Raw genomic sequence first — 17,130 nt, 5'->3', positions numbered from 1 at the left:
CGGAATCCGACGATCAGCATGGCGGCCATGGGCCGTCACATCCTGGCGAGCACTGCGTGTCCGGGCAGCCTCAGCAGGGCTCAGCCCTGGCATCTCCCTGCTCCACGGCGGCGGTTCGCGAATCGTCCCGTTCCTACGGCGCCTCGACCGTTCGAGGGCCGGCCGCCGGTGGCCCCATGGGCGGCGCGTCTCCCGTGGCTCTGAGAGCAGCCTCCGTAGTGCAGCAGGTCTAGGGGTACGGAGTTCCTCCGACCGGCTCGTCGAAGCCGTCCTGCCCCCACCCATGTCTGCGCCTCACTCCGTCCTTGCCGGAGACGTGGCAGCAGCGCGGAGGACCTGTGCCGACACATATCCGTACGCTCACGCATGCCCCATGGGCCCCATCCGGCTCTCGCCCGGGGCGCCGACTCGTCGCGGCGATCCGCGGCGCCCTCGTGATGGCACTCGTGCTGTGCGCCGTCCTGCACGGCGTGCCTCAGGAGACGCACGAACCGGTGCCCGTGCCTGCCGGATTCTCGGTGATGGCCGCAGGCGAGGAGCCGCATGGACCCCACGGTCCCCACAGCCCTCACGTCCCCGACGGTGCTGCGGACTGTGCGGCCGACGTGATCGTCCGGACCGCGGCCCAGCCGGCCGACGAGCTTCCCCTCGGCGCGCCGGCCGTCGTCGTACTCGTCGCCGTGTCACTGGCCGTGGGGAGACCCCTCGCACGGCATACCCACCGCAGACGCCGCAGTGCACGCACCGGCCGCGTGGAACTCGTCCGGACGTCTCGGTGGCGGATCTAGACCACCCGCTCGCAGCCGACCGACCTTACGGCTGCCGCGTGCCCAGGGCGTGAGCGCGGACCCGCAGTCCGCGTCCGCCGCCTCGCCATGGGGCGCGAGATGAACCCGCACCGGCATTCATCGAGCGAGAGTGAACACACAGACATGCAGTCATTGACCAAGGCCGCGATCCCCTCGGGCCGGTCCGCCCTGTCCGGGCTGGTGGGCAACACCCCGCTGCTGCGGGTGTCGGAGCCGCTGGCCCCGGCCGGACGCGGCTTCTGGGCGAAGCTCGAAGGGTTCAACCCCGGCGGCATCAAGGACCGTCCGGGGCTGCACATGGTGGAGCGGGCCCGGGCCCGTGGCGACCTGCGGCCCGGCGGACGGATCATCGAGTCCACCAGCGGCACCCTGGGCCTGGGACTGGCTCTGGCCGGAATGGTGTACGGCCACCCGGTCACCCTGGTCACCGACCCGGGTCTTGAGCTGTCCATGACCCGGCTGCTGACCGCGTACGGAGCCCAGGTCAACGTCGTCTCCGAGCCGCACCCCACGGGCGGCTGGCAGCAGGCCCGCCGCGAACGCGTCCAGCGGCTGCTGGAGCAGCACCCCGGCTCCTGGTGCCCGGACCAGTACAGCAACCCCGACAACGTCGCCGCCTACACCCCGCTGGCCCTCGAACTCGCCTCCGAGCTGGGCCACATCGACGTACTGGTGTGCAGCGTCGGCACCGGCGGCCACTCGGCCGGCGTCTCCCGGGTCCTGCGCCAGCTCTACCCGGAGCTGACCGTCGTCGGCGTGGACACGACCGGTTCGACGATCTTCGGCCAGCCCGCCCGGCCCCGGCTGATGCGCGGACTCGGCTCCAGCATCTACCCCCGCAACGTCGCCTACGAGAACTTCACCGAGGTGCACTGGGTCGCCCCGCGCGAGGCCGTGTGGACGTGCCGCCAACTGGCCGCCTCCCACTACGCCACCGGCGGGTGGAGCGTCGGCGCGGTCGCGCTGGTGGCCGGCTGGCTGGCCCGGACGATGCCCGCGGACGCACGGATCGTCGCGATCTTCCCCGACGGCCCGCAGCGCTACCTGGGAACGGTCTACGACGACGACTACTGCGCCGCCCACGGCCTGCTGGACTCGCCACCGTCGCCCGAACCGGAGCTGATCGGCCGCCTGGACGAGAAGGAGGTCACCCGCTGGACCCGGTGCACCACCGTGGTCGATCCCCTCACCCTGCGGAGCCAGGAGCAGGACGACGCCGGGGACCTGCCCGGCGGCGAGTCCGACGCCACGGAGGAGGGCCGGTGAAGGGGCTGCTCACCCAGGTCCGGTCGTACGAACGCAGCGTCCAGCTGCTGATGGTGAACCAGTTCACCATCAACCTCGGCTTCTACATGCTGATGCCCTACCTGGCCGCCCACCTCTCCGGCACCCTCGGGCTGGCCGGCTGGATCGTCGGACTCGTCCTCGGCGTACGGAACTTCAGCCAGCAGGGCATGTTCCTGGTCGGCGGCACGCTCGCCGACCGGCTCGGCTACAAGCCGATGATCGTCGCCGGGTGCGTGCTGCGCACCCTCGGCTTCGCGACGCTCGGACTGGTCGATTCCCTGCCCGCCCTGCTCGCCGCCTCCGCGGCCACCGGGCTGGCCGTGGGCGCTGTTCAACCCGGCCGTACGGGCGTACCTCGCGGCGGACGCGGGCGAGCGCAGGGTCGAGGCGTTCGCGTTGTTCAACGTGTTCTACCAGGCGGGCATCCTGCTGGGCCCGCTGGCGGGCATGGTGCTGACCGGTGTGGACTTCCGCGTCACCTGCCTGGTGTCCGCCGCGATCTTCGCGCTGCTGAGCGTCGTACAGATCCGCGCGCTGCCCGCCCGGCGGCCCGAGGACGCCAAGCGGCAGGACGGCGACGGCGGTCAGGGCGTGTTCGCCCAGTGGCGCGGCATCCTCGCCAACCGGCCGTTCCTGCTCTTCTCCGTCGCCATGATCGGCTCGTACGTCCTGTCCTTCCAGGTCTACCTGGCGCTGCCGCTTGAGGTGCGCCGGCTCGGCGGCGAGGGGGAGTCCGGCACGGCGGCGGTGGCGATGCTCTTCGCCGTCTCCGGGCTGACCACGATCCTCGGCCAGACACGGGTGACGGCATGGTGCAAGGCGCGCTACGAGCCCGGCCAGGCGCTCGTGCGCGGGCTGGCGGCGATGGGCCTGGCCTTCGTGCCTCTCCTGCTCGCCACCGCCGTGCCCGTACCGGAGTCCGGGATCGGGCTGTGGCTGCTCGCGGCGGTTCCGCCGACGCTCGCCGCGCTGCTGCTGGCCATCGGCACGATGATCGCCTACCCGTTCGAGATGGACACCATCGTCCGCCTCTCCGGTGACCGCCTCGTCGCCACCCACTACGGCCTGTACAACACGATCTGCGGCATGGGCATCACCGTCGGGAACCTGGGCACGGGCGCCGCGCTCGACGCCGCGCGGGCGGCCGGGATGCCCGCGCTGCCGTGGATCGCGCTGACCGTGCTCGGCCTGGCGTGCGCCGCCGCCCTGTACGGCCTGCACCGCACCGGCCGGCTGGCGGCACAGCCCGCTTCGGAGCCGCTGGCCGCGAGCGTCTGACCCACCGGTCCTCAGGACCAGGGGCGGGGCACCGCACGGTGGCCCGCGCCTGGCCCTGTCCCGGCGTCGACGAGGCCGAGCAGGGCGACAAGAGGCGTACGAGGGCCAGGACTCGTCCGAATCCGAGCGGTGGCGGTTAAGTCCCAACTGACTTAGTAGTATTCCGGTACGGTCGAGTACGGAGGGCGAGTTGACCAAGAGCGGGCGGCTGCGGGCAGGCGGGGCCTTCGGGTACCTCCTGTTGGTCGTCATGCTCACGCTGGGCGTATTCGCCATGCACACGCTCGGCCACCCGGAGGAGTCGCACGGGCCTGGCATGGCCGGCGCTGTCGCCGGTGCCGAAGGCGCCCGACACGACAGCATGGCCCGGAACACCGCGCCCCTGGACGACCCCGCGCCCGAGCACGGGAGCGCGGCGTCGGCCGCCAAGTCGCCGGTGCACGAGCTCCCCGGCGGCATGGATCCGATGTCCGTGTGCCTGGCGGTTCTCACCGTGTGGCTGATCGGGCTGTTCCTGCATGCGCTGGTGGTCCGCAGGCACGAGCGGCTGACCGCCCTGCTCGCTCGATCGATGGCCTTGGCGCGCCCGGGCACTCCGCCGCCGAGACCGCTCCTCTCCCAGTTGTCAGTTCTGCGGATATAGGCCGAACCGCCGCGCGGCCCCTTCAGTGCTGCCCGCGCAGACGCCCACTCCGCACAGCCAGAAACTGACGACAAGAGGTATTCCGCACATGACTGCCTACAAGCACGCCCTCAACCGCCGCCTGAGCAGCCGTCTCGCGGTGGTGGGCGCCATCACAGCGGGCGGGCTGCTGCTCGCCGCCTGCGGCGGGGACGACATGAAGGGCATGGACCACGGGAGCGGCAGCTCCGCCTCCGCCTCCGCCTCGCCGACCCGGGCGACGGGGGAGAGCGCGGCGCCCGGCGCGTTCAACGACGCGGACGTCATGTTCGCGCAGATGATGATCCCGCACCACGAGCAGGCCCTGGAGATGTCCGAGCTCGCGGACGGCCGGGCCTCCGACGCGGAGATCAAGAGCCTGGCCGCGGACATCGAGAAGGCCCAGGACCCCGAGATCCGGACCATGAAGTCCTGGCTGAAGGCCTGGGGCAAGCCGGAGTCCGCCGGGGAGAGCATGCCCGGCATGGACCACGGGTCCGGCGGCATGGATCACGGGTCGGGGATGTCCGGAATGATGTCCGACGAGGACATGAAGAAGCTCGAGGCCGCCAAGGGCACCGAGTTCGACCGGATGTTCGCGGAGTTGATGATCGAGCACCACAAGGGCGCGATCACCATGGCGGAGGACGAGCAGAAGAAGGGCCGTGACGCCACGGCCAAGAAGCTCGCCGCCGACGTCGTGAGGACCCAGTCCGCCGAGGTCGAGAAGTTCGAGAAGATCCTCGACCGGCTCTGATCCGCATCACCCACCGACCGCCCGGGGCTCCGAGGCGCACCCGAGGAGCCCGGGCGGTCACCCTCACCCTGGCCTCATGCTCCGACAGCGGAGACGGCAGAGACCCGACCGGCTCGCACATCACCCCCGGCCCCAAGGGGGAGCCCGAGCCGGTGGGCGACAGCAGGGCGCCCCGGGGAGGGGGCCGGTGATGGCCTTCCTCTCCTGGACCGCCAAGGACGGCCTCTACGGCATCGACAGCTCCGGCGGCCTCAACCGCAGCACGGACGGCGGCACCACGTGGAAGAAGGTCTCCACCCTGCCGGGCGGCCGGCCGCAGGCGCTCACCGCCGTCGCGGCAGAGCATGGCCTCGCCGCCACCCGGACCGGGTGTTCGAGAAGCGCCTGGCCGTCACGTCGAGCGGCGGCCACTGATCCGCGACGGGTGGTCAGGCGGCCATCATGACGAGCATGGCGCACATCGTGCCGCCCATGCCGATGTGGGCCGTCAGCGCCGCGCCCGGTGACGTGCCCGGTGGGCGACGGCGGCTTCGGCTGCCCGCTGCCGCGTGGGCCCGGCGCCGGTCGCCTCCCGGCCGTGCCCTGTCCCAGACGGAGAGGGCCAGGGACGCGGCGAACACCACGATCGCGTCGGGCAGGGCGAGGAACCGCCGCGCCCAGCGGCCCTTGCCCGCGGCGCGGCCCGCTCCCGCCGGCCGGTCGGTGCCACGGAGCCGCGCCCGGACGGCCGCGACGATCGACAGCAGGAAGTACACGGCGAGGGCGAGCAAGACGGCACGCCACACGGAAGTGGAGTCCGCCGACGCGGGGCTGTGGGCCGCGCCGCTCGTCATGTCGTGGGCGGTCGTCCCCGAGGAGTGGTCCATGCCCTCCATCCCGGCCGTGCCCGCCGCCCCCACGGTGTCGGAACCGTGCCCGTGCCCGTGACCCATGCCGGCCATCGAGTGCCCGCCCAACGCGAGGACCGGCGCGGAGTTCGTACCCGGCATGGCGAGCGTCATGATCACCATGGCGGCACTGCCGATGATGTGATGCGCCCAGCGGCGGCCGTGTCGCCAGCCGTGCAGCCGGGCGTGGCGCACGGACAGGGCCACGCCACCCAGGCCGACGGCGGTGAAGACCCCCACCCACCACAGACCGTGGTCGCCGAAGCCGGCCGCCGTCGCGGGCAGGAACATCGCGGCCATGCCACCGGCCATGACGAGATCGCCTCCGGCCGCGAACCGGGCCTCTCCGCTGTCGGCGGCTGCCAGCCGGGCCGCGCTCACGACGGCCACGAGTGCGGCGACCGCCGCCAGCATCCAGTTGAGGTTCGGACTTCCCATCGCTGCCCTCCGCATCGACTACGGATGTCCTTAGTACGTTGGAGTGTCGAGAGACGTTCAGCGGCAGGGCCGGCTCTTCGGTCCCGCTTGCCGGTCTGCATATGCTCATGCAGAATCCTCAGCTACTGCATAGGCGAGGGGGAGCACGTCATGAGCGCGACCGACAGCCCTGCCGCGCGGTTGCAGGCGCTCTTCGAGGGGCACCGGCTGACGCCGACCCAGCGGCGCATCGCGCACAGCATGGTGCGGCGCGCCGCCGACGTGCCGTTCCTGTCGAGCGTGGAGCTCGCCGAGCTGGCCGGGGTCAGCCAGCCGTCCGTGACCCGTTTCGCCGTCGCCCTCGGCTTCGACGGCTACCCGGCCCTGCGCCGCCACCTGCGCGAGGTCGCCCCCGCCGAGCCCGCCGCGGACGCCGGGTCCTACAACGAGTACCAGCAGGCCGTCGAGGCCGAGATCGAGAACCTGAGGCACCTGGCGGAGGCCCTGGCCGACCCCCGACCCGTGCAGCGGGCGGGGCGCCTCCTCGCGGCCTCCCGGCCGCTCCCCGTGCTCGGACTGCGGGCGGCGGCCGCCCAGGCGCACGGCTTCGCCTACTTCGCCGCCAAGGTCCACTCCGACGTACGGCTCCTCAACGAGGGCGGCACGATGGTCCACGACCGCATCGACGCCGCCGTCCGTGCCGGTGCGACCGCGCTGCTGTGCTTCGCGCTGCCCCGGCACCCCCGCGAGGTCGTCGACACCCTCGACTACGCCCGACAGGCCGGGCTGACCGTCGTCACGGTCGCCGACTCCGCCTTCGCACCGGTGGCCAAGGTGTCCGACCTGCTGCTGCCCGCCGCCGTCGGCACCGGCCTCGCCTTCGACACGGCCTGCGCCCCGATGCTGCTCGGCCGGGTCCTGCTGGAGGCGATGTGCGACGACCTGCCGGAGGCCCAGTCGCGACTGGAGGAGTTCGACGTGAAGGCGGCGGCCCGGGGGCTGTTCGTCGACTGACCGTACGGGCACCGCATTCTCAGACTCGTCTCACGTTGTGTCGCTAACGTGTTTCTCCTGTAACACCCTTCAGGCGCTTCGCAGACCGGACGGAGGATGAACGTGACGCGCGGAGGACAGGGACTGGCTCGGGTGGCCGTCGTCGTACGGGCGGGGGCGGCACCGCTGTGGTGGCTGGGTGTGGTCGCGGCGGGCATCGGCTCGCTGCCCCCGGGACTGACGGGCCGTCGCATCGGCCTCCTGGCCGGGGCGGCACTGTTCGTCCTGGCGACGGCCGCGGTGGCCTACGGGCGCCGCAAGCGCTACGTCACCCTCGCCGCCTGCGCGGCCCGCGCCGGCAAGCACGACATCCTCCAGGACCGCGCCGTCACATCACGCAACTGGCGCCGCCACCACCGCTGGTGGCTCGTCCTCGCCTTCCTCGCCGCCCTGGGCAGCGCCTTCGCCGTACCCGCCGCGGCCGGCCTGCTCCTGGCCGGCTGCGGCGCGGGGCTGTGGCTGAAAGCCGCGTGGCTCGGCCGCCGCGAGCGCGCGGACGAGGTGTTGCTGTGGGTGCGGGTGGACTGGCTGCGCGGGGGCGCGGGCGGCGCCGCGGGCAAGCGGGTCAAGGCGTACCGCAGCACGGGCATCGCGGCGGGCGACGCGGCACCGGGCGGGGCGAGAAAGAAGACGCCGGCGCTCGTGTGAGGGGGCTTGCTCGCGCAGGAGGGGCGTGGGGCTGTGCCGTACGGCTCCGCCGCGCGGGCCCGACCAGCCACCACGACCCCGCAGCCGGGCGCTACGGAAGTCCCCACGGCGCCCGGCCGCCCAGCAGCGCATCGACCTGAGCCCCTCCGGATTCCGCCACGACCTCCTCGACCGTCTGCGCCTCCCGCACCACCGCGAAGGCGACACGCCCCTCACGGCCCGGCCCGAAGCCGTGAACAGCGGGCCGGACCAGCGAGTTGTAGCCATAGTGGTGCGCGAAGTAGTACGCCCCCGTATCCAGCGCCGCCGCGAAGTCTCCCTGCTCCAGCAGCGGCAGCGCACACCCCTCGGCCAGCAGGTCGCCCGAGAAGCACGCCGGTCCGGCCACGTCTTGCACGACGGCCGGGCCCTCCTTCGGGCGCCCCTTGGAGTCGTACGCGGCGATCCTCAGCGGCCAGGCTTCCGGCGCGTACACCGTCCGCGTCGCGACCTGCACGCCCGCGTGCGTGACCGCCACCGGCCGGCCGCCCGCGCTCTTGGCGTATTCGACGCGCGCCACGACCGTCCCGTGCTTCGCCAGCAGTGACCGCCCGAACTCCGTCACCAGTCCGTACCGCCCGTCGAACAGCCCCGGCACCTCCTCGGCCAGCGTCCGCGCGTACTGCGCGTACGTCGGCGTCGTCGCGTCCGACGCGAAGTTCACCGGCAGCCCGCCGCCGATGTCGAGCGTGTCGACCTGTCGCCGCCCGGCCCGCCGGTTGATCTCCTCCGCCAGCTCGTACGTCTCCGCCACGCCCCGCGCCATCAGGGACAGCGGGACCCCCTGGGACCCGGTGTGCGCGTGCAGCCGGGTGAGCCACGGCCGGTCCAGATACGCGCGGACGACCCACTCCCGGGCGCCCTCGTCGCGCAGCGCCACTCCGAACTTCGACGTCGCCGTGGCCGTGGACGTCGCCTCGATGGAACCCCCGCCGATCTGTGGGTTCACCCGTATCCCGAGCGGCGACCGGCTGGCGGCGGACCTCATCAGGGCGTCGATCCGGTCCAGCTCCTGCGGATTGTCCGCGTTGACGGCGATGCCCAGGGCCAGCGCCTCGCGCAGCTCCCCGGGCGTCTTGGCCGGCGAGTCCAGCACCGTCATCTCCGGGCCCAGCCCCGCCGCCCGTGCCAGCGCCAGCTCGCCGGGGCTCGCCACCTCGGCGCCGACGCCCTCCTCGCGCAGCAGCCGCAGCACCGGCACCAGCGGGGTCGCCTTCACCGCGAAGGCGTGCAGCACGGGCGTGCCCGGCGCCACGACCGCGTCGAACGCCGCCCGCAGCTCCGCCGCCGACTCCCGGATTCCGGTGACGTCCAGCAGCCCGACGATCGGGCTGTCGGGCCCGAGCAGCCCCTGTTCCACCGCGGCCTGCACCGCCTCGTCCCGCCGGGCCGCCCGCCCGGCGCCGGTGCCGTCCGCCTCTTCCGCCTCGATGTGTGTGCCCATCCATCCAGCCAAACATCCACGGCACCGCCGCGCCGACGCCCCGACGTATTGACTAGCTCTATTCATGAGGCCAGGATGTGAATAGAAGTAGCAACATCCGCTGGGAGCGCCCCTCAGGAGGCAGACCATGTCAGGACCCCGCCCGCCCGTCTCCCTCCACCACCCTCAAACGAGGCCCTACGGGCCGCCCTCTGGCCCCGTCCGAGCACCGCGCGGTACGGAACGAAGCGCCCTGGGATGGCAGCAGGAAGCCGCCCTGCGCATGCTCCAGAACAACCTCGACCCGGAGGTCGCCGAGCACCCCGACAAGCTCGTCGTCTACGGCGGCACCGGCAAGGCGGCCCGCGACTGGCGCTCCTTCGACGCGATGGTGCGGACGCTGCGGGGGCTGAAGCAGGACGAGACCATGCTGGTCCAGTCCGGCCGGCCCGTCGGCGTCATGCAGACCCACGAGTGGGCCCCGCGCGTCCTCATCGCCAACTCCAACCTCGTCGGCGACTGGGCGAACTGGGAGGAGTTCCGCCGCCTGGAGGCCCTCGGCCTGACCATGTACGGGCAGATGACGGCCGGCTCCTGGATCTACATCGGCACCCAGGGCATCCTCCAGGGCACCTACGAGACCTTCTCCGCCGTCGCCGCGAAGAAGTTCGGCGGCAGCCTCGCCGGGACGATCACGCTGACCGCCGGTCTCGGCGGGATGGGCGGCGCCCAGCCGCTCGCCGTGACGATGAACGACGGCGTGGCGATCTGCATCGACTGCGATCCGCGGGCCATCGAGCGGCGCATCGAGCACCGGTACCTGGACGTCAAGGCCGACTCCCTGGACCACGCGCTGCGGCTCGCCGTGGAGGCCCGGGACGCCCGCCGCCCGCTGTCCATCGGCGTTCTCGGCAACGCCGCCGAACTGGTGCCGCAGCTGCTCGCCATGGGCGCCCCGATCGACATCGTCACCGACCAGACCTCCGCCCACGACCCGCTGGCCTACCTGCCCCTCGGCACCGACTTCGAGGACATGGCCGACGCCGCCGCCAAGGACCCGGCCGGCTTCACCACCCGGGCCCGCGAGTCGATGGCCCGGCACGTCGAGGCCATGGTCGGCTTCATGGACGCCGGCGCGGAGGTCTTCGACTACGGCAACTCCATCCGAGGCGAGGCGCAACTCGCCGGATACGACCGGGCCTTCGCCTTCCCCGGCTTCGTCCCCGCCTACATCCGCCCGCTGTTCTGCGAAGGCAAGGGCCCATTCCGCTGGGCCGCCCTGTCCGGCGAGGCCTCCGACATCGCGAAGACCGACAAGGCGATCCTCGACCTCTTCCCGGAGAACGAGTCCCTGGCCCGCTGGATCCGCATGGCCGGGGAGCGGGTCCACTTCCAGGGCCTGCCCGCCCGCATCTGCTGGCTCGGCTACGGCGAGCGGGACAAGGCCGGTGAGCGGTTCAACGACATGGTCGCGAGCGGGGAGCTGGCCGCGCCGGTCGTCATCGGCCGCGACCACCTCGACTGCGGATCCGTCGCGTCCCCCTACCGGGAGACCGAGGCCATGCTCGACGGGTCCGACGCGATCGCCGACTGGCCGCTGCTGAACGCGATGGTGAACGTGGCGTCCGGAGCGTCCTGGGTGTCCCTTCACCACGGCGGCGGTGTCGGTATGGGGCGGTCGATCCACGCGGGGCAGGTGACGGTGGCCGACGGTACGAGGCTGGCCGGCGAGAAGATCCGGCGGGTGCTGACGAACGACCCCGGCATGGGAGTCATCCGGCATGTCGACGCCGGGTACGACATCGCGGAGTCGGTGGCTCAGGAGAAGGGCGTCCGTGTCCCGATGCGTGAGGGTGACGAGGCGTGACCGAAGCCAGCGGCACCGGTTCGGTGGGGGCGGGAGGCCGCCGGCCTGTCGGCGCCTCCTTCCACCAGATGTGGCGCGACCTGCTGCCCATCGGCCGGCACCCCGCCTCCCACGGCTACCGCCGCTTCGCCTGGAGCGGTGTCGACGGTGACTGCCGGGCCTGGTTCGAGGAGCAGGCCGCTGCCCGTGGACTGCGCTACGAGGCCGACCGGAACGGGAACCAGTGGGCCTGGCTGGGTGACCCCGCCGTCGGGGACGCCGTCGTCACCGGGTCGCATCTCGACTCCGTGCCGGACGGCGGGGCCTTCGACGGCCCCCTCGGGGTCGTGTCCGCCTTCGCCGCACTGGACGAACTGCGCGGCCGGGGCGCGCGGTTCACCCGGCCCCTCGGCATCGTGAACTTCGGGGACGAGGAGGGCGCCCGGTTCGGGCTCGCCTGTGTCGGGTCCCGGCTCACCGCCGGGCAGCTCACCCGCGAACAGGCCCACCGGCTCACCGACGGCGAGGGCGTGACCCTGCCGCGCGCCATGGAGGCCGCCGGATACGACCCCGACGCCATCGGGGCCGACCCCGAGCGGCTCGCCCGCATCGGCGCCTTCGTCGAACTGCACGTCGAGCAGGGCCGGGCCCTCGACCTGTCCGGCGACCGGGTCGGCATCGCCAGCGCGATCTGGCCGCACGGCCGGTGGCGGTTCGACTTCCGGGGCGAGGCCAACCACGCCGGCACCACCCGGCTCACCGACCGGCGCGACCCCATGCTGTCCTACGCCGAGACCGTCCTCGCCGCCCGCCGCGAGGCCGAACTCGCCGGTGCCGTCGCCACCTTCGGCAAGATCGCCGTCGAGCCGAACGGCGTCAACGCCATCCCCTCCCTCGTGCGCGGCTGGCTCGACTCGCGCGCCGCCGACCAGGACAGCCTGGACGCCGTGGTCGCCGGCGTCGAGAAGGCTGCCGGGGAGTACGCCGCCGCCCACGGCGTCGATCTCGCCGTCGTGCGCGAGTCGTTCACCCCCGTGGTCGAGTTCGACCACGCCCTGCGCGACGAACTCGCCCGCATCCTCGGCAGGGACGCCGACCTCACCGTCCCCGTCCTCGGCACCGGCGCCGGACACGACGCCGGGATCCTGTCCGGGAGCATCCCGACCGCCATGCTGTTCGTACGCAACCCCACCGGGGTCTCCCACTCGCCGGCCGAGTCCGCCACCGAGGACGACTGCGTGGCCGGGGTACTCGCGCTCGCCGACGTACTGGAAGGACTGGCGTGCAGGTGACCACAGCAGCCACGCGCACGTACTGGCTGGAGCACGCCTGGCTCGGCACGTACGTCGAGCCGGGCGTGACCCTCGACGTGCGGGACGGCCGCATCGCCGCCCTCCGCCCCGGCACGCCCACCCCGCCCCCCGGCGCCGAGATCCTGCGCGGCCTCACCCTCCCCGGCCTCGCCAACGCCCACAGCCACGCCTTCCACCGCGCCCTGCGCGGCACCGTCCAGGTCGGCTCCGGCACCTTCTGGACCTGGCGCGAGGTCATGTACGCCACGGCCGCCCGGCTCACCCCGGACACCTACCACGCCCTCGCCCGCGCCGTGTACGCCGAGATGGCCCTGGCCGGCATCACGGCGGTCGGCGAGTTCCACTACGTCCACCACGCCCCCGGCGGCACCCGCTACGCCGACCCCAACGCCATGGGCGAGGCCCTGATCGCGGCCGCCGCCGAGGCCGGTATCCGCATCACCCTCCTCGACACCGCCTATCTCTCCTCCGGCTTCGGCCAGCCGCCCACCACCCCTCAGCTCCGCTTCTCCGACGGCACGGCGGAGGCCTGGGCCGAACGCTGTTCAGTTCTCAAGGAACAAGATCACGCGCGGATCGGGGCGGCGATCCACTCCGTGCGGGCCGTGCCCGCCGACGAGCTGGCGACCGTCGCGCGGTGGGCGGAGGAACGGCGGGCCCCGCTCCATGTGCACCTGTCGGAACAGACGGCCGAGAACGACGCCTGCCGGGAGACCCACGGCCGCACCCCGACCCGGCTGCTCGCCGACCACGGGGTACTCGGCCCGCGCACCACCGGCGTCCACAACACGCACCTCACCGACGAGGACATCGCCCTGCTGGGCGGCTCCGGCACCGGCACCTGCATGTGCCCCACCACCGAGCGGGACCTCGCCGACGGCATCGGGCCCGCCGTCGCCCTGCAACAGGCGGGCTCGCCGCTCTCCCTCGGCTCCGACAGCCACGCCGTGATCGACCTGCTCGAAGAGGCACGCGCCATGGAGCTGAACGAGCGCCTGCGCACCCGTACCCGAGGCCACTGGACGGCGGCGGCCCTCCTGCGGGCCGCCTCTGCGGACGGGCACTCGGCACTCGGCTGGGAGGACGCGGGCGCCCTGGAGCCCGGCGCGCTCGCCGACTTCACGACGATCGCGCTCGACTCGGTCAGGACGGCAGGGCCGCTTCCGCGGCTCGGGGCCGAGACGGCCGTATTCGCCGCGTCGGCAGCAGACGTGTCGCATACGGTCGTGGGAGGCCGGCACGTCGTACGGGACGGGGAGCACTCGCTCGTACCGGATGCGCCACGAGCCCTCGCCGACGCCGTCGCAGCCCTGCGCGGATGACCCCGGGCCGCCCCTCCGAGCGGTCGGCCCCCGAACCCGACCCCACCGCCGACCAGGCCACCAAGGACGCCATGAGCAACGCGACGACCGTCAGCCCCGCCCACTCCGCGAGCACCGCGAGCACGCTCATCACCAACATCGCAGCCTTGGTCACCAACGACCCCTCCCTAGGTGACGGAACCCCCCTCGGACTGGTCCAGGACGCGGCCGTCGTCATCGAAGGCGACCGCATCGCGTGGACCGGTGATCAAAGCAAAGCACCCGCCACTGACAATCGGGTCGACGCCGGCGGCCGGGCGGTCCTCCCCGGCTTCGTCGACTCCCACTCCCACCTCGTCTTCGCGGGCGACCGGACGCAGGAGTTCAACGCCCGGATGTCGGGGCGGCCGTACAGCGCGGGCGGCATCCGCACGACCGTCGCGGCCACCCGCGCCGCCACGGACGAGGAACTGGAAGCCAACGTCACCCGTTACCTCGCCGAGGCCCTCCGCCAGGGCACGACCACCTTCGAGACGAAGTCCGGCTACGGCCTCACGACCCACGACGAGTCCCGTGCCCTGCGCGTCGCCGCCCGCCACACCGACGAGGTCACCTACCTCGGCGCCCACATCGTCGCCCCCGAGTTCGCCGAGGACCCGGCCGCCTACGTCGCCGTCGTCACCGGCGAGATGCTCGACGCCTGCGCCCCGCACGCCCGCTGGATCGACGTCTTCTGCGAGAAGGGTGCCTTCGACGGCGACCAGGCCCGCGCGATCCTCACCGCCGGCAAGGCACGCGGCCTGCACCCCCGGATCCACGCCAACCAGCTCTCCTACGGCCCCGGCGTGCGGCTGGCGGTCGAACTCGACGCGGCCAGCGCCGACCACTGCACCCACCTGACGGACGAGGACGTCGACGCCCTGGCGAACAGCCGCACGGTCGCCACCCTCCTCCCCGGCGCCGAGTTCTCCACCCGCGCCGAGTGGCCGGATGCCCGCCGTCTCCTCGACGCGGGCGTCACCGTGGCCCTCTCCACCGACTGCAACCCGGGCTCGTCCTTCACCTCGTCCGTCCCGTTCTGCATCGCGCTCGCCGTACGGGACATGGGCATGACCCCGGACGAGGCCGTCTGGTCGGCCACGGCGGGCGGCGCCGCGGCCCTCCGGCGCAACGACATCGGCCGCGTCACCCCGGGCGCGTACGCCGACCTGACGCTTCTCGACGCCCCGAGCCACGTCCACCTGGCCTACCGGCCGGGCGTCCCGTTGGTCAGCGGGGTGTGGCGCCGCGGAGAGCGTGTGGTGTGACCACCGGCTCCGGGACAATGCGGTGTCGCGTCGGCGGACGACCGGCACGGCAGGAGGGTGGGGACGGATGGCAAAGCACTGGTCGGCGCCACTCCTGGTGAACGTGCTGCTCGGGATCCCGGGCGTGGTGCCGTTCTGGCTGCTGTGGTACCTCGTGGTGAACTGGCCGCTCGCCGAACTCGGCTGGACCGTGCGGGAACCGACGGAGAACGACGGCATGGCCCTCTGGCTCGTGATCGTCGTCCCCGTGGTCACGCTGTACGGACTGATCTGGTGGCTCGCCAACATGCCGCTGCGCCACCGGACGGCCCTCGCTCCGCGCACGTACTGGCTGCTGAGCCTGGCGGCTCCGCTCGTCCCGACGGCCGCGCTGATCCTGAACCCCTGGTAGACCGCCGACGGCACGCGCCTGGGGGCGGACCGTTCGGTCCGCCCCCGAAGGAAGCGTTCACCCGGTACAGCGTCGTCCGGTGAGGATCTCGTCAGGTGAGGATCACTCCTCGACAGTCAGCCCCTTGCGCAGCCGTACCAGCGTCCGGGACAGCAGACGCGACACGTGCATCTGGGAGATGCCCAGTTCCTCGCCGATCTCCGACTGGGTCATGCCCGCGACGAAGCGCAGCGACAGGATCTTCCGGTCACGCGGGGGAAGTTCGGCGATCAGCGGCTTCAACGACTCGACGTACTCGATGCCTTCGAGCCCGTGGTCCTCGTAGCCGATGCGGTCCGCGAGGGCGCCCTCGGAGTCGTCCTCCTCCGGCTGGGCGTCCAGCGAGGAGGCGGTGTAGGCGTTCGACGCGGCCATGCCCTCGACGACCTCGTCGTTGGAGATGCCGAGGCGCTCGGCCAGCTCGGTCACCGTCGGGGCGCGGTCCAGCTTCTGGGCCAGCTCGTCACCGGCCTTGGCCAGGTCGAGCCGCAGCTCCTGGAGCCGCCGCGGAACGCGCACGGACCACGAGGTGTCGCGGAAGAAGCGCTTGATCTCGCCGACGATGGTCGGCATCGCGAAAGTGGGGAACTCGACACCCCGAGACAGCTCGAAGCGGTCGATCGCCTTGATCAGGCCGATGGTGCCGACCTGGATGATGTCCTCCATCGGCTCGCTGCGGGAGCGGAACCGGGAGGCGGCGAACTTGACCAGTGCGAGGTTCAGTTCGACGAGCGTGTTGCGGACGTACGAGTACTCGTGGGTGCCTTCCTCCAGCGATTCGAGGCGCTCGAAGAGGGTCTTGGACAGGGCCCGTGCGTCGACCGCGCCGACTTCCTCGTACGGGGGGATGTCCGGAAGTCCGGCGAGAAGGTCGTCCGGTGTGACGAGCGTCTCAACCTGCTCGATGGGATCCAGATGTTCCGGAGGGGGTGTCGACGTCGCTTCCTGGGTACGCGATGCGTCGAGCCGGGGTGACATGATGTCCTCCATCGTTCTCGGCATATGGCTGCCGGAGCCAGTACGTGCACTGCGGTGTGCGGCGCCTCCAAAGCCGGCCGTGTCGGTTACGTGTCCTTACTAGGCCTACCCGCTTTCCCGAGCCCACCGCAAGTGCGTTTTGTGGGCATATGTCCGTTTGTGCGTGGTTGTTCGGGTGTCGAAGCGTGGAGGGAAGGCGTAGTGTTCGTGGGCGTCAGCAGCAGTCACGACGTCGGGAGAGAGAGACGGCATGGACCGCGGGACAGTCGGCAGCGCACAGTCTGGCCGGCTTCTGGTGGAGGTGCGGGAAGAGGGCTCTAGTGCCGTCGTGACCCCGGCGGGTGAGTTGGATCACCACACCGCCGATCTGTTGCGTGAGCCACTCGACGACTGCCTCGCCAAGGGATTCAAGCGTCTGGTCATCGACTGCGCGCGCCTGGAGTTCTGCGACTCCACGGGACTCAACGTGCTCCTGGGGGCGCGACTGAAGGCAGAGGCCGCCGGTGGTGGCGTGACACTCGCCGGGATGCAGCCGGTGGTGGCACGCGTGTTCGAGATCACGGGTGCGGATGCGGTCTTCAGCGTCCATGACACGCTTGAGGCGGCCTTGGCCGACGAGTCGGGCTGACCGGCGGTGTGTCGGCGCGCCGAGCCTCGGCCATCCCCCTGTGACCGATGCCCTACGCCTGTCACGCC

At 72.2% G+C, this 17,130-nt stretch carries 15 protein-coding genes and 1 pseudogene; 13 read left to right on the top strand and 3 right to left on the bottom strand.

All coding sequences use genetic code 11. The annotated features are described in order from the left end of the window. The first annotated feature begins 932 nt into the window (after positions 1–932). The 5 genes and pseudogenes from CP976_RS17910 (at position 933) to CP976_RS17890 (ending at position 5,237) form a co-directional block, all read left to right on the top strand. On the top strand, positions 933–2,075 hold the full coding sequence (locus CP976_RS17910) for a PLP-dependent cysteine synthase family protein (RefSeq protein ID WP_229876185.1): 1,143 nt from the start codon (positions 933–935) through the stop codon (positions 2,073–2,075). Further along, positions 2,072–3,374: pseudogene (locus CP976_RS17905) on the top strand (MFS transporter). Before CP976_RS17910 ends, CP976_RS17905 begins: the two are co-directional and overlap by 4 nt. A 190-nt stretch (positions 3,375–3,564) precedes the next feature. Further along, complete coding sequence (locus tag CP976_RS17900) at positions 3,565–4,017, top strand: DUF6153 family protein (RefSeq protein WP_229876192.1); 453 nt, start codon at positions 3,565–3,567, stop codon at positions 4,015–4,017. Positions 4,018–4,105: 88 nt separating this feature from the next. Then, a complete protein-coding gene (locus tag CP976_RS17895; protein WP_150481286.1) occupies positions 4,106–4,792 on the top strand; it encodes a DUF305 domain-containing protein in 687 nt (228 codons plus the stop codon). A 190-nt stretch (positions 4,793–4,982) separates the two neighbouring features. After that, on the top strand, positions 4,983–5,237 hold the full coding sequence (locus CP976_RS17890; RefSeq protein ID WP_190146994.1) for a beta propeller repeat protein: 255 nt from the start codon (positions 4,983–4,985) through the stop codon (positions 5,235–5,237). Here the strand turns inward: CP976_RS17890 and CP976_RS17885 are convergent. Next, on the bottom strand, positions 5,221–6,117 hold the full coding sequence (locus CP976_RS17885; RefSeq protein WP_229876195.1) for a DUF5134 domain-containing protein: 897 nt from the start codon (positions 6,115–6,117) through the stop codon (positions 5,221–5,223). The two genes, CP976_RS17890 and CP976_RS17885, sit on opposite strands and share 17 nt — an antisense overlap. 150 nt (positions 6,118–6,267) lie before the next feature. Here CP976_RS17885 and CP976_RS17880 point away from each other — a divergent pair, with 150 nt between their 5' ends. Then, positions 6,268–7,110 (top strand): MurR/RpiR family transcriptional regulator, encoded by an 843-nt coding sequence (locus CP976_RS17880; protein WP_150481285.1) that lies wholly within the window; start codon positions 6,268–6,270, stop codon positions 7,108–7,110. A 102-nt stretch (positions 7,111–7,212) separates the two neighbouring features. Continuing rightward, positions 7,213–7,797 carry a hypothetical protein gene (locus tag CP976_RS17875; protein ID WP_150481284.1) on the top strand — a complete coding sequence of 195 codons (585 nt, stop codon included), beginning with the start codon at positions 7,213–7,215 and terminating at the stop codon, positions 7,795–7,797. Between the two features lie 91 nt (positions 7,798–7,888). Here the strand turns inward: CP976_RS17875 and CP976_RS17870 are convergent, their stop codons facing one another. Continuing rightward, on the bottom strand, positions 7,889–9,280 hold the full coding sequence (locus CP976_RS17870; protein WP_150481283.1) for a type III PLP-dependent enzyme domain-containing protein: 1,392 nt from the start codon (positions 9,278–9,280) through the stop codon (positions 7,889–7,891). A gap of 127 nt (positions 9,281–9,407) precedes the next feature. Here CP976_RS17870 and hutU point away from each other — a divergent pair, with 127 nt between their 5' ends. From hutU to CP976_RS17845, 5 genes are all read left to right on the top strand, one after another. Then, positions 9,408–11,126 carry a urocanate hydratase gene (hutU, locus tag CP976_RS17865; protein WP_150481282.1) on the top strand — a complete coding sequence of 573 codons (1,719 nt, stop codon included), beginning with the start codon at positions 9,408–9,410 and terminating at the stop codon, positions 11,124–11,126. Positions 11,127–11,194: 68 nt separating this feature from the next. Then, entirely contained in the window at positions 11,195–12,397 is a 1,203-nt protein-coding gene (locus tag CP976_RS17860; RefSeq protein WP_190146999.1) for an allantoate amidohydrolase, read from the top strand. Continuing rightward, on the top strand, positions 12,388–13,740 hold the full coding sequence (locus tag CP976_RS17855; protein ID WP_190146995.1) for a formimidoylglutamate deiminase: 1,353 nt from the start codon (positions 12,388–12,390) through the stop codon (positions 13,738–13,740). The genes CP976_RS17860 and CP976_RS17855 overlap by 10 nt, the downstream gene beginning before the upstream one ends. Beyond that, positions 13,737–15,026, top strand: a complete 1,290-nt coding sequence (gene hutI, locus CP976_RS17850; RefSeq protein ID WP_150481279.1) for an imidazolonepropionase — start codon at positions 13,737–13,739, stop codon at positions 15,024–15,026. Before CP976_RS17855 ends, hutI begins: the two co-directional genes overlap by 4 nt. Positions 15,027–15,093: 67 nt before the next feature. Then, the gene (locus CP976_RS17845) at positions 15,094–15,417 is read left to right on the top strand and encodes a hypothetical protein (RefSeq protein WP_150481278.1); all 324 of its coding nucleotides are present in this window, start codon (positions 15,094–15,096) and stop codon (positions 15,415–15,417) included. A gap of 102 nt (positions 15,418–15,519) precedes the next feature. On the opposite strand, the gene CP976_RS17840 is transcribed toward CP976_RS17845, so the two are convergent. Continuing rightward, positions 15,520–16,446 (bottom strand): RNA polymerase sigma factor SigF, encoded by a 927-nt coding sequence (locus tag CP976_RS17840; RefSeq protein WP_167537354.1) that lies wholly within the window; start codon positions 16,444–16,446, stop codon positions 15,520–15,522. A 238-nt stretch (positions 16,447–16,684) separates the two neighbouring features. On the opposite strand from CP976_RS17840, the gene CP976_RS17835 reads away from it, so the two are divergent. After that, entirely contained in the window at positions 16,685–17,062 is a 378-nt protein-coding gene (locus CP976_RS17835) for an STAS domain-containing protein (RefSeq protein ID WP_086562403.1), read from the top strand. The last annotated feature ends 68 nt before the right edge of the window (positions 17,063–17,130 follow it).

The sequence above is a fragment of the Streptomyces coeruleorubidus genome (assembly GCF_008705135.1).
Taxonomy (GTDB): Bacteria; Actinomycetota; Actinomycetes; order Streptomycetales; family Streptomycetaceae; genus Streptomyces; species Streptomyces coeruleofuscus.
This window is presented reverse-complemented; position numbering and strand designations above follow the sequence as displayed.

Bases quoted from the DNA above. Each gene is read 5' to 3' on its own strand.
- CP976_RS17880 (WP_150481285.1), top strand. From the start codon at position 6,268: ATGAGCGCGACCGACAGCCCTGCCGCGCGGTTGCAGGCGCTCTTCGAG.
- CP976_RS17860 (WP_190146999.1), top strand. From the start codon at position 11,195: ATGTGGCGCGACCTGCTGCCCATCGGCCGGCACCCCGCCTCCCACGGC.
- CP976_RS17870 (WP_150481283.1), bottom strand. From the start codon at position 9,280: ATGGGCACACACATCGAGGCGGAAGAGGCGGACGGCACCGGCGCCGGG.
- CP976_RS17845 (WP_150481278.1), top strand. From the start codon at position 15,094: ATGGCAAAGCACTGGTCGGCGCCACTCCTGGTGAACGTGCTGCTCGGG.
- hutI (WP_150481279.1), top strand. From the start codon at position 13,737: ATGACCCCGGGCCGCCCCTCCGAGCGGTCGGCCCCCGAACCCGACCCC.
- CP976_RS17910 (WP_229876185.1), top strand. From the start codon at position 933: ATGCAGTCATTGACCAAGGCCGCGATCCCCTCGGGCCGGTCCGCCCTG.
- CP976_RS17840 (WP_167537354.1), bottom strand. From the start codon at position 16,446: ATGGAGGACATCATGTCACCCCGGCTCGACGCATCGCGTACCCAGGAA.
- CP976_RS17835 (WP_086562403.1), top strand. From the start codon at position 16,685: ATGGACCGCGGGACAGTCGGCAGCGCACAGTCTGGCCGGCTTCTGGTG.
- CP976_RS17890 (WP_190146994.1), top strand. From the start codon at position 4,983: ATGGCCTTCCTCTCCTGGACCGCCAAGGACGGCCTCTACGGCATCGAC.
- CP976_RS17885 (WP_229876195.1), bottom strand. From the start codon at position 6,117: ATGGGAAGTCCGAACCTCAACTGGATGCTGGCGGCGGTCGCCGCACTC.
- hutU (WP_150481282.1), top strand. From the start codon at position 9,408: ATGTCAGGACCCCGCCCGCCCGTCTCCCTCCACCACCCTCAAACGAGG.
- CP976_RS17895 (WP_150481286.1), top strand. From the start codon at position 4,106: ATGACTGCCTACAAGCACGCCCTCAACCGCCGCCTGAGCAGCCGTCTC.